Origin of the sequence: Kribbella sancticallisti, from assembly GCF_039530625.1 — a bacterium.
GTDB classification, from domain to species: Bacteria; Actinomycetota; Actinomycetes; order Propionibacteriales; family Kribbellaceae; genus Kribbella; species Kribbella sancticallisti.
On sequence record NZ_BAAAOS010000038.1, the window covers coordinates 156,225 to 167,017 of the forward strand.

Consider the following 10,793-nt stretch of genomic DNA (forward strand, 5'->3'; position numbering starts at 1 on the left):
CCAGCATCGTCACGTGGGTCCGCTCCTCTGCCTCCTCTCAGCCATCTGCTTCGGTGCCATGGCAATCTTCGGCAAACTCGCGTACGACGCGCGGGTCGACGTCGGAGACCTGCTACTCATCCGCTTCGCGCTCGCAGCCGCCGTGTTGCTCGCCATATCCCGCGCCACCGGCGCCCTGCGCGGCCTACCCCGCCGCGCGATAGCAGCCGGCCTAGCCATGGGCGCCATCGGCTACGCCACCCAATCCGGCCTCTTCTTCGGCGCCCTAGAACGCATGGACGCGTCCCTGCTAGCCCTGATCCTCTACATCTATCCAGCCCTGGTGATGATCGGCGCAATCGCCCTAGGCCGCGAGCGCCCCTCAACCCGCAGAATCGCAGCCCTCTTAATCGCCTCCGCCGGCACCGCCCTAGTCCTAGGCGGCGCAGCCTCAGGCACCCTCGACCCCCTAGGCACAGCGATGGGCTTCGGCGCCGCCCTCGCCTACACCCTCTACATCCTCGCCGGTGACCGAGTAGGCGCAGCCCTACCCCCCACAGCCCTATCCGCCCTGGTCTGCACCGGCGCCACCTTTACTTTCGCCGTAGCCTCCGCCACCCAAGGCGGCCCCAACCTAACCTTCGCCCCCACCGGCTGGCTCTGGCTGACAGCAATCGCCCTAATCAGCACAGTCGCCGCCATCCTCACCTTCTTCGCCGGAATGTCCCGAGTAGGCCCCTCAACCGCCTCAATCCTCTCCACCCTCGAACCCGCAGTAACAGTCGCCCTAGCCGCCGCCATCTTCCACGAGTCCCTGGGCCCCCTACAGTCCATCGGCGGAGCCCTAGTCCTCACCGCAGTCCTAGTAATCCAACTCCCCACCCGCCCCAACCCCAGTAGCCGCCAACAGGGCTTCAACACAGCCCAGACAACGCCTGACCTCTCACCGCAAACCAGCGCTGGAACCATGCTGGCCACGACCTCGCCCGGGCTAGGTCAAGCCCGTACCGCACCAGAGGCGCCGGATGTGACCAAGTAGCCCTCGGGCCGCGGCATCGAAACGATGAAGTCACGAGGAAACTCGTGGTCGACGACATCCGGGTTCATCAAGGCGGGTGTCAGACGGCTAGCCGTAAACGCCACATACTGCGCCCGCGGCAGGGCATCCGTGAGCCTTGCCACCAGGTCTCCCATCGATGGCCCCGGCTCGTGGTGTGGTTCGGCCTCCACCATGGGCGATTGCCGGGGGAAATCCGTTCCCGAACAGCCTGACCCGTTGGGACAGTGGCAACACTCGGTCGGTGTTCCGTCCCATCACTGGCATGTCCGGCGCGGCGTGGATCAACAAGGGCGGCGTGAAGCCCACTGTGGAGATCCAGACAGAAGGCGTGCTGGTGAAGTCCGAGGAGTTGGCCGGCATCCCGCTGCTGTCGGACCGGATGATCCGCGATTCAGCTGGGACGAGTGGTCCGACGACCCGCAGGCCGAACCGGCGAACGATGCCGAGAGCAACAAGTCCCGTCAGAGTTGAGTGGTCAATAACCTACGGGCGCGCATAAGTGCCTGGCCGGCATCGGCAGCATGGGATGCTGGGAGACCTTTGGCTCTTGAAGGGTGTCTATGTCCAGCGTGCCGGTTGCTCGCCCGAAGATCGTTTGTCTGTGCGGTTCCCTGCGCTTCAGCAGGGAGTTTGCGACCGAGCGCACGCGCTTGACGCTCGATCTGGCGATCGTCCTGGTTCCGGAGGCCATCGAGGCGCCTGTGCTGGACCCTTTGCTCGTCCGCGCCTTGGGAGAGCTACACCTCCGCCGGATCGACCTCGCGGATGAGGTGCGAATCGTGAACCCCGGTGGCTATATCGGGGAGGCCACCCGCCGCGAGATCGCGTACGCCGACGCATTGGGCAAGCGCGTCACGTACTTCCACGAATTGAACTGAGCAACAGTCATGGTGTCGAACCCATCGGGATGCCCGGTGGTAGTCAGCCAGCGACCGAGCGAATCGACGGCATCCAGGTACGCACCGATGGTGCGCTCGCTGTAGGGCTTGCCGCGCTTGCTCGGCTCGGCGCGCAGGGTGTCTGCGAACAGGTCGCGCTGCTCGGCGCGGGTGGCCTGTCCTGGTGTGGCGGACATGGCGCGCAAGGCACGCGCTGGCCGGTGAGGCGCGCGGATTGGAGCGGTAGTCATGGGAACAGTCCTCCGGATCGGTCTGGTAACCGCTCCCGAAACTGTGTATCTACGCCCTTAGTTGCTGGCCCGGAATCTGGCCCTGACCGGGAACTGTGGTGTTTGCCCAGGTCAGAGGCCGATTTGTGCCCCCGGCAGTGCCCCCGGCAGGATTCGAACCTGCGACGCACGGTTTAGGAAATAGATCGGTATTGCTTAGATACTAACACGCCTCTGACCTGCGAGAATGTAGGGGTAATGACTACTGAGTTACTCCGAAACTGTGTGTCTAAGAATGCAGGGGTGGGGAATGGAATTGCGACGTGGGGAATGGCGGGTATCCGAGTGTCCCCGATGTGCGGCGCTGCTGTGCCCGCTACGGCGGCATCCTCGCCTGTCTGACGGGTGCTGGCACACCTTCGACCGGGACAATGCGCACGCTCTGGGCGATCACCGCGATTGCCTGCCCGGTGACGCCCTGGCCCTCGGTGACGACGACCCGCACGGCGAGGAGTACGACACAGGCTCAGACGGCCCGGACGCCTGCCGGTGGGCCGCGCGCTGGCAGGTTGGATCGGCAGCCCTGGCCGGTGTCGCGACGGCTGACCGGCCACTGGTGGTGGTCGCGCTCGACCCGATGGCCGGGCCGCACCCGGTGGCGCTGCACGCGAACTACCGGACTGCTGGGCCGCATCGGACTCGGGTAGGTCGGCGGCCGACTGATGCGCTCATGGGTGAGGCGAAGGCGCGCGCGCTGGTGGTCTGCGCCCTCGGCCACCTGCATTGACAGCTTCCTTGCCCTCGGCAAATTTCTGCCAATCTTCTGTCCCGGAAGTCCCCTAATGGCGTCAGTTGGCACACCTTGTCGTCAGTTGTCCTCAAATAGTGGCCAGAGTCGGACACGCTTATTTTCAAGGGGTTCTGCCCCGCTTGCCCCGCTCTGCTCGGGTCTGCAATATGGGTGCAGCACGAAGGATCGAGGCGGGTCAGAGCCCCGTCCGAAGGTTCGCCGATCCTCCGTCGTTCTGTTGAACGAAGTGGAGGCACAGCCATGCCCGATCAGGGCATCACCATCCGGCCGCCGGTGCCGGGATACCTGACTCGGACGCAGTGCGCAGCCGCGTACGAGACGTCGGTGGACACGATCAAGCGCCGTACGAAAGACGGCCTGCTGACACCTGTCCGCGTCGGGCGGAGCCTGCTCTACCCGGTCGATCAGTTGGACCGTGTGCTCGGTGAGCAAGGCCGAGGCGAGGCAGCCCTGTGACGCCAGAGCAGAGGCGCGAACGCGCCCTGAAGGCGATCAACAGCAGGTGGGCACGGCCGACAGCACGCGATGAGCAGAGCGAGGCAGCGGCCCGCGCACTGTGGCGTCGCTTCGAAACCCAGGTTGATCCGGACGGCCTGCTCCCAGCCGATCGCCGCCAACAACTGGCTGAGTACGCGCTCAAGGCGCACATGGCCGAGATGCGCTTGGCCCGCGCCAGGAGGCGTGGTGGTGCCGCATGAGCGCGGTTGGCCGCCCCCACGGGGGAGGCGGCCCCCGATCCGCACCCAACGAAGGAAGGAGTAAGGAGAACCGTTCCGAGGCCAGTCTGCACGACGCCACCGACAATCTCCAACCGGTCGCCAATCTAGTTGCCCACAGCATCGATAGGTCGGTGCGGCCACTTGGTAGAGCGGTATTGCGGGAGGCTGGCGACTACCTGCGCATCCAATGCCCACCAACCGCGAAGGAGATCGTCAAGCGGTGTACGCCGTGGGAGTGGTTGACGGAAGACAAGGAGTGGTCCGTCCCGGCCTACTGGATGGAGAAGGTGGCCGCCGATCTCAGGGAGGCCGGCTACGACGTCCAGCAGGCTGGCAGCATCGTTGCCGCGCGGTCGCGCCGAACAACGCCACCGGAATGCCCTGGTGTTGATCGCGACGGCATCCCCTGCAGGGCTCCCTTTCGGATCGGTACGCCGCTGCCGCTGACCTGCTCGCAGTGCGGGACGTACGTCACCGCCTTCCACAGCTACGACCCGGACGAGTGAGCCGGTGGGCAGCGAGAAGACCCGGCAGGAGTGGCGTCGGGCGGTCCAGCAGTCCCTGCTGCCGTCGGGGGTGAAGCTGACGCTGACCAAGCACTCCGAGTCCGGCCACGGGCAGTACCACGACGACGCGATGAACGAGCACGCGATCAAGAGGGACCGACTGGCGAAGCTGTGCGGAGTGTTCGAGAGCACCGTCCGTAGACAGATGCGGCGGGCCGAGAATGCGGGCTGGTTGAAGCTGCACCGGTACGGCTTCAACGGTCAGCAGCAGGTCTACCACTATGTCACTCCGTCGTCTCCGTCGACCTGCACCGACTGCCGGACCGATCCCCGGCGAAAGGGGGCAGGAAAAGAGGCATGAAAGGGTGCGGAATCTTTCCCTTTCCTGCCCCCTTTCTTGCCTCCCCTAAGTACTTACCCCGCCCGCCGCTGTGGCGGAGGGATCAGCCGGGACCTTCCCAGGCTGCGAGAAACGAGCGACGACGAAGTGGTGTTCACGAGGAAGAACAACATCTCGTCGTCGTCCCATCGAACAAGGAGAACGACATGAACAGGAACATCGACCCGCACCGGGATGCGTACCTGGGCGCGGTTGCCACGGCCGCGCGGTACTGGATGACCGGCGATGCGCGGATGGCCCGGGATCGGCTGGAGGGCATGCCCTGGCATGAGTTGGTCGCGGCCAGCTTGAGCCTCGTGGCGGTCTTCGCGGACAGCTTGGCCGCCAATACCGAGACCGATCCGCTCGTGCTGCTGGATGGCGTCGTCGCCGAGATGATGGAGCCGAAGGGCAACGATGCCTGAACCGCTGAGCGGTCGCGATGCGCGGTACCGGCGACAGCTAGAACGGGTGGCGAACCAGCGGGATCACTACCAGCGGTGCGCCATCGATGCCGTCGCAGCGCTGCTGCTTGCGACCGGCGATCACCTGGATCTGCTGGAAGGTGACGACCTGGCCGCGGTACTCGTACGGGCTCAGGAGTTGCGTGGGAAGATGGTGGGCAGGTCGCGCTGATGGAGCCGACCGGCCGGAGCCGCTGGCTGAGTAGCCGCGTGCAGGGCAAGCGTTTTGCCTTGCACGTAAGGACTCTCAGCAATGCCCACCATCCTGACTACCTCGGCTTTCGACGGGCAGTTTCCGGCCGAGGTGTACCCCGTCATTCTGAACGCGATTGCCGGGGGCAACCCCTTTGCCCAGAGTCTGACCCGTTGGGACTCGGGCCAGACCGACTCGGTGTTCCGCACCATCACCGGCATGTCCGGGGCTGCGTGGATCAACGAGGGCGACGTGAAGCCCAGCATGACCATCGACACCGAAGGCGTACTGGTGAAGGCCGAAGAGTTGGCCGGCATCCCGATGCTCTCGGACCGGATGATCCGCGACTCCCGTACCGACATCGTGGCCGAGGTCCAGCGGGTCATGCGGGAGTTCTTCGCGCGCCGACTCGATGACGGCCTGCTCCACGGTAACGGGGTCGCCCCGAACCCCAAGGGTGTGTTCTCGGTCGCCCCGGACGCGGCGGCCGGTGACGACCTCTGGGACGCCGTGACGATTGCCAAGGGCGAGATTGTGGCCGCTGGCGGTACGCCGACGACCCTTGCCCTGGACCCGGTGGCGGTCGTCCAGGAGGAGGGCCGGATCGACGCCAACGGCTACCCGATCTACCGCGACGGCCTGACCCGGTACAACGGCCTCGACGTGGTGGCCGTGCCTTCGCTGGCTACGGGTGAGGCGCTGGTCTACGACCGGACCGAAGTGTTCTGGGTGGTCGCGGAGGACTTCACAATTACCCCGAGCCGCGAATACGCCCCGGCGTACGAGCGGGACTCGGTGGCTCTGCGGACCTCCGGTCAGTTCGGGGTCGGTGTCCCGAACCCGACCAAGGCGATCCGCCAGGTCACGGTCACGCCTGCGCCGTAACAGCACATGCCCTCGGTCCCATTGAGGAGCGGGAGCGAGGGCACGCTGTGCACCCCTCAGGGGTCGTGCGGCGCGACCGGCGCGGGTGTGTAGGGAACCACCAGCACGCCAGCCGCGCCGGATCAGTGCGCCCGTTGTCGAGCGGGCGCGAGTCTCCGCCGTTCGGTGGCGCGGAACCTGCGGGTAGTCATGCTGGGAGTGACCGGCCACCTCGACATGTACGCCTCGACACACCACGGTAGAACCTGCCCCACGTGCCGATCGTCGCAGCCGTCAGGCTGTACGCCGTTCCGCAGATCGATGGCCCAGATTCGTAGAGCCCAACGGCGCAAGCGCCGGTCGCGGACGTTCCGTGTCTTCACTCGTCGTCCAGCCATTCGGTACCGGTCTCATCGCGGTGGTTGCCCCGGTGGTATCCGAGTACACACGTCCGGCCGGTCGTGGGGTTCTTGCCGTCGCAGTCGAGGTCTTGGGCCGACCGCAGGATCGGCCAGCCTTTGCTGTCTTTCTCGACCTCCTGCCTCACGTCATCCACGCTCAGTCACTCCCCGCTTGCCGAATCTCTACCGAGTGCAACACTTTATAATGAGTAGGATGAGTAACCAAGGTCTCGCCCCCCGGACACGCGGCGGCCGTGGGGGTCGTCGGCATGCCCGGTCTGGGAGACTCGTCATACCGAGTAGTCCGGGTGTGAGGAGGCCATGCGTGAGCACGTTCTCGGGTCGCCCTGCCTATCTTCAGATCGCGGACGATCTGCGCTCGCAGATCCTCGACGGCACTCTCAAGACCGACGACAAGCTGCCCAGCGAACCGGAACTGATGACTGACTACGGCGTATCGCGCATCGTCGTTCGACAGGCACTCGACGTCCTGCGGACCGAGGGGCTGATCGTCAAGCAGCAGGGCAGGGGGTCGTACGTGCGGTCGCTCCGGCCTCCGACCCGCCGTGTGATCGGCCACCTCTACAACGAGCGGCCGCAGTCGTCACCATTCGCTTCCGTCACCTCGGCCGGCGGGCAGCGCCCGGAGTGGGACTACCAGTCCCGCAAGACCACCGCGTCCAAGGTGATCGCAGACCGGCTCGGGATCGCGCCGGGGGATCCGGTGATGCGCACGTCGTACCGGTTCCTCGCCGACGACGAGCCGGTGATGCTTTCCACGTCCTTCGAGCCGCTAGCAATCACCGAAGGCACCGAGATCGAGCAGCCAGAGTCTGGCCCGGTGACCGGGGTCGTGCCGCGGTTCGACCGGATCGGGCTGCACATCACCCACGTGAAGGAAGACGTGACCGGCCGGGCAGCGCGGCCCTACGAGGCGGAGACGCTGTCGGTACCGCAAGGCGTGCCGGTGCTGGTGATCGAACGCACCTACTACGTGGAGGACCGGCCAGTGGAGACAGCCGACATCGTGGTCTCGTCGGCCCGCTACCTACTGTCCTACCGGCTGGAGATCCCGGGCCGGGACTGATACATCGGGCGCCAGGACCTAGGGGTATCACTGCTAGCTGAAGACAGCGGGCAGTGTCGACACGATCGAGCCGAAGCCGACGAGGACCAGCCCGACAAGTTCCATCCGAACGCTGCCGGTGGCGACTTCGCGAACCTTGGCTTCGACCTCGGCGATCGCGGTCTGCGATCTGGCGTCGGCCTCCTGCGCTGCCGTTTGGACCTTGTCTATCCTCTGATCGATCTCCCGACGCTCCTCGCCGATCCTCGCCTCCAGCGCCAGCAGGCGCTCGCGGACGAACCGCATCTGCACATCAACCGGTGCGTTGCTCGGTGGAGCCGCGTAGCCCTTGGCTGAGGCAGCGACTCCCCAGCTCAGGGCAACCCCGGCGCCGACAACGTGCTTTCCCGGAGGGCGGCGCAACACCCGCCTGACGAACCATCTCTTCAAACGAGCCAGGACCGGTACCAGCGGCTCACCTCCAGCATGGTCTCGCCAGTCCTGCAGCAGCGCTATGGCAGCCAGAACAGTTCCGATTGTCGTTAGCAGCAAGCCAGTGATCGCGCAGAAGATCCCCACCGTCTGAGGCTAGGGCGGCACCCTCCTGTTCGGGAGCGGCGCGCCGACGCCTCGCCGGTATGAGTCAGGCCTACGCTCACACTCTGACCGAAGGGAGCCCACGCATGAACTGGCGCGAGTTCATCGCGGAGATGACCGGAAATCTGGCCTGGCCGCTAGCTGTCGGCGTCCTGGTCGGCATCCTGATCCTGACGCAGCGCAAGCCGATCGCGGACCTGATTGGACGCATCTACGAGGGGCAGTTGCCTGGTGGTACCAAGTTCAAGGCCACGAAGGCAGAGCAGACACGAGCAGTGTTGGAGCAGGTAGCCGCCGTCGAGCCTGCGGCGGATGCGAAGGCCATTGACCAGGGCTCTCCGGACTTGCCACCCGAGGTAGCCGCGAGGGTCGATGAACTGCTAGCGGAGGAACGGCGTAACCGTCAGCGGCAGGTGACCGAAGTTGCCAAGGTGGCCGCGTTGTGGGGCCAGTACATGTCCGACTACATGCCGAACAAACGGCCGGGCGTCTACTGGGAGCCGAAGCTCGACTGGCACCCGGACGGCTCTGTTGCGATCACCTACGGCCAGCGGGGTGGGTATGACGTGGATGATCCGCAGCAACAGCCGGAGACCCGTCTCTCGGAGCGGATCACGAGCAAGGGTGAGCGCCGGTGAACGGTTGGGAGTTCGCCGCCGAACTCATTACGAAGGCGTACTGGCCGATCATCGTCGGCCTACTCCTCCTCACGCAGCGCAAGCCGATCACACGGCTGGTCGATCGCGTGCGACGTGGGACCGGCCCGGGTGGCGTCGCCTTCGAAGCCGACCCTTCCGCCCTGCTCGCGGAGGCGGTGGCTGACGCGGTCCAGCCTGCCCAACTGCCAACCGAGGATGATTCGGCAGGTAGCGGTGAAGCACGTCAGCAGGCCGTCATGCAGCGCCGACGCGACATCGAGGAAGTGGCCAAGCGGGCTGCCGAGTGGGGGCAGTACATAGCGCGCCACTATCCACCTGAGGAGCGTGGCCAGTACTGGGAGCCCGCACTGGAGTGGATGTCGGACGGCTCGGTAGAGATTCCTGGCGGGAGGCGAGCGCAAGCCGAGCATTGGGCACCGCTAGGCCCGGTGGAGTTCCCGCCAGCGCCGCCAGAGGCGAGTCTCTGGTACTTCCGGACGAAGAGGGCCGAGAAAGAGGCCGAGGGCAACGATTCACGTCCAAGTTGAACGCTCAATAACCTACGACCGCATCAAAATGCCTGGCCGGGAGTGGTGTGCACTCTCGCGCGCGCGAGAGGTGCCCCCACCCTTCCCGATCCGACGCTCACGCCGCCTGAGCGCCGATCTGAGCTGCTGAGAGGCAACGGTTGACACGAGGACTAGGCGAGCCGCTGGCAGCCCGCTTAGGGGCGCAACGGGACCGGACACGACAGCGCCCCGGTACCTGACGCATGTCGGGCACCAGGGCGCTGTGACTGGGCTCAGTAGCGGTCGCTGAAGCCTGACCGCGCGAACGCTTCCAGGGCTCGCTGTTCGGCCATGCTTGCGCCATAGCGGTCGACCATCGCACGATCCTTCCAACCGGCCTTGGCCATGACCTCGGACTCTGACATGCCGGACGCCAGGGCCTCATGCGCCATGGTGTGCCGGAACAGGTGCGGCCGGATCGCCTCACGCCGGTAGCCCGCCTGGACCGCGCGGCGGCGCAGCATCTGGTAGATGCCATCACCCTTGAGGGCTGCACCGGTCTTCTCTGCAATCCACAGAGGACCTTCAGTGGTGCTCCGGATGCGGCGGTGCCTGGCGCGCTGGTTGAGCCACCTCTTCAAGGCGAGCACGTCGCGGTCGCCCAGTTCATTGCGGCGGCTCGGCCGACCCTTCAGGCCGATCACGGCGAACGTGCGGATGACCGAGGTCAGATCCAGGTGCTCGACCTGCATGCTGGTCACTTCGGTTCGACGGGGTCCGTGTAGCAGGACTCGGATGAGCGCATGGTCGCGCCGGTCTTCGAAGCTCTTGCCGCTGGTGACCTTGAGCAAGGCGGCGATCAGGTCGGGCACCAAGATCGGTGGGTGCGCCTCCTGTCGGCCATAGCTGTTCCTCTTGGGATGCGTCCACAGGTTGTCGGTGTCGTACTCCTCGGCGATGTGCTTGAGGAACATCCGCAGGTTGCCTTGCTTGGTCACGGTGCCACCGAGGGTGTGGCCCTTCAGGTAGTCCGCGAGGTAGGTGTTGAACTGGCCGATGGTCATGGTGTCGAATCCATCGGGGTGGTCGGTCTTGGTGAGCCAGCGGCCGAGCGAATCGACGGCATCCAGGTATGCGCCGATGGTGCGCTCACTGTAGGGCTTACCGCGCTTGCTGTTCTCGGCCCGCAGGGAGTCGGCGAACAGGTCGCGCTGTTGGGCGCGGGCTGCCCGGCCCGCAGTGTCGGGCACGGCCCGCAGGGTGCGCGCCGGTCTGTGCGGCGCGCGGCTTGGAACGGTGGTCATGCGCTGGTGCTCCTCGGGTGTCGGACGGACCGATCCGCTTACCCGAAACTGTGTGTGCATGGCCTTGGTTACTAGCCGAGAGTGTCCGGCTCTGACCTGGAAACAGTCTGTCTATCCCAGGTCAGACGCTGGTCGGTGCCCCCGGCAGGATTCGAACCTGCGACGCACGGTTTAGGAAACCGAGAACCTGGCATA

16 protein-coding genes are annotated in these 10,793 nt (G+C 65.7%); 13 read left to right on the top strand and 3 right to left on the bottom strand.

Annotation, left to right across the window (positions count from 1 at the left end):
- Positions 1–13 precede the first annotated feature (13 nt).
- The 10 genes from ABD255_RS26750 to ABD255_RS26795 all read left to right on the top strand — a co-directional run bounded on the left by ABD255_RS26750 (position 14) and on the right by ABD255_RS26795 (position 6,104).
- Positions 14–1,018, top strand: coding sequence for a DMT family transporter (locus tag ABD255_RS26750; protein ID WP_344218673.1), 1,005 nt, complete (start codon positions 14–16; stop codon positions 1,016–1,018).
- A 581-nt stretch (positions 1,019–1,599) separates the two neighbouring features.
- Positions 1,600–1,917 carry a hypothetical protein gene (locus tag ABD255_RS26755; protein ID WP_344218675.1) on the top strand — a complete coding sequence of 106 codons (318 nt, stop codon included), beginning with the start codon at positions 1,600–1,602 and terminating at the stop codon, positions 1,915–1,917.
- Positions 1,918–2,457: 540 nt separating this feature from the next.
- On the top strand, positions 2,458–2,934 hold the full coding sequence (locus ABD255_RS26760) for a hypothetical protein (RefSeq protein WP_344218677.1): 477 nt from the start codon (positions 2,458–2,460) through the stop codon (positions 2,932–2,934).
- A 264-nt stretch (positions 2,935–3,198) separates the two neighbouring features.
- Entirely contained in the window at positions 3,199–3,414 is a 216-nt protein-coding gene (locus tag ABD255_RS26765; RefSeq protein WP_344218679.1) for a hypothetical protein, read from the top strand.
- A complete protein-coding gene (locus tag ABD255_RS26770; RefSeq protein ID WP_344218681.1) occupies positions 3,411–3,656 on the top strand; it encodes a hypothetical protein in 246 nt (81 codons plus the stop codon). Before ABD255_RS26765 ends, ABD255_RS26770 begins: the two co-directional genes overlap by 4 nt.
- A gap of 176 nt (positions 3,657–3,832) precedes the next feature.
- Positions 3,833–4,183, top strand: a complete 351-nt coding sequence (locus ABD255_RS26775; protein ID WP_344218683.1) for a hypothetical protein — start codon at positions 3,833–3,835, stop codon at positions 4,181–4,183.
- A gap of 4 nt (positions 4,184–4,187) precedes the next feature.
- Positions 4,188–4,544 carry a hypothetical protein gene (locus tag ABD255_RS26780; protein ID WP_344218685.1) on the top strand — a complete coding sequence of 119 codons (357 nt, stop codon included), beginning with the start codon at positions 4,188–4,190 and terminating at the stop codon, positions 4,542–4,544.
- Between the two features lie 185 nt (positions 4,545–4,729).
- Positions 4,730–4,987, top strand: coding sequence for a hypothetical protein (locus ABD255_RS26785; RefSeq protein WP_344218687.1), 258 nt, complete (start codon positions 4,730–4,732; stop codon positions 4,985–4,987).
- On the top strand, positions 4,980–5,198 hold the full coding sequence (locus ABD255_RS26790; protein ID WP_344218690.1) for a hypothetical protein: 219 nt from the start codon (positions 4,980–4,982) through the stop codon (positions 5,196–5,198). Before ABD255_RS26785 ends, ABD255_RS26790 begins: the two co-directional genes overlap by 8 nt.
- An 81-nt stretch (positions 5,199–5,279) precedes the next feature.
- A complete protein-coding gene (locus tag ABD255_RS26795; RefSeq protein ID WP_344218692.1) occupies positions 5,280–6,104 on the top strand; it encodes a phage major capsid protein in 825 nt (274 codons plus the stop codon).
- Between the two features lie 358 nt (positions 6,105–6,462).
- On the opposite strand, the gene ABD255_RS26800 is transcribed toward ABD255_RS26795, so the two are convergent.
- Positions 6,463–6,639: a hypothetical protein gene (locus ABD255_RS26800; protein ID WP_344218694.1), complete on the bottom strand. Its 177-nt coding sequence runs from the start codon at positions 6,637–6,639 to the stop codon at positions 6,463–6,465.
- A 170-nt stretch (positions 6,640–6,809) separates the two neighbouring features.
- Here ABD255_RS26800 and ABD255_RS26805 point away from each other — a divergent pair, with 170 nt between their 5' ends.
- Positions 6,810–7,571 (top strand): GntR family transcriptional regulator, encoded by a 762-nt coding sequence (locus tag ABD255_RS26805; protein WP_344218696.1) that lies wholly within the window; start codon positions 6,810–6,812, stop codon positions 7,569–7,571.
- A 33-nt stretch (positions 7,572–7,604) separates the two neighbouring features.
- Here ABD255_RS26805 and ABD255_RS26810 read toward each other — a convergent pair whose 3' ends face one another.
- Positions 7,605–7,856: a hypothetical protein gene (locus ABD255_RS26810; protein ID WP_344218698.1), complete on the bottom strand. Its 252-nt coding sequence runs from the start codon at positions 7,854–7,856 to the stop codon at positions 7,605–7,607.
- Positions 7,857–8,233: 377 nt separating this feature from the next.
- Here ABD255_RS26810 and ABD255_RS26815 point away from each other — a divergent pair, with 377 nt between their 5' ends.
- Both ABD255_RS26815 and ABD255_RS26820 read left to right on the top strand, forming a co-directional pair.
- The gene (locus ABD255_RS26815; protein WP_344218700.1) at positions 8,234–8,785 is read left to right on the top strand and encodes a hypothetical protein; all 552 of its coding nucleotides are present in this window, start codon (positions 8,234–8,236) and stop codon (positions 8,783–8,785) included.
- Positions 8,782–9,333: a hypothetical protein gene (locus tag ABD255_RS26820; protein WP_344218702.1), complete on the top strand. Its 552-nt coding sequence runs from the start codon at positions 8,782–8,784 to the stop codon at positions 9,331–9,333. Before ABD255_RS26815 ends, ABD255_RS26820 begins: the two co-directional genes overlap by 4 nt.
- A 254-nt stretch (positions 9,334–9,587) precedes the next feature.
- Here ABD255_RS26820 and ABD255_RS26825 read toward each other — a convergent pair whose 3' ends face one another.
- A complete protein-coding gene (locus tag ABD255_RS26825; protein WP_344218704.1) occupies positions 9,588–10,598 on the bottom strand; it encodes a tyrosine-type recombinase/integrase in 1,011 nt (336 codons plus the stop codon).
- Positions 10,599–10,793: the final 195 nt, after the last annotated feature.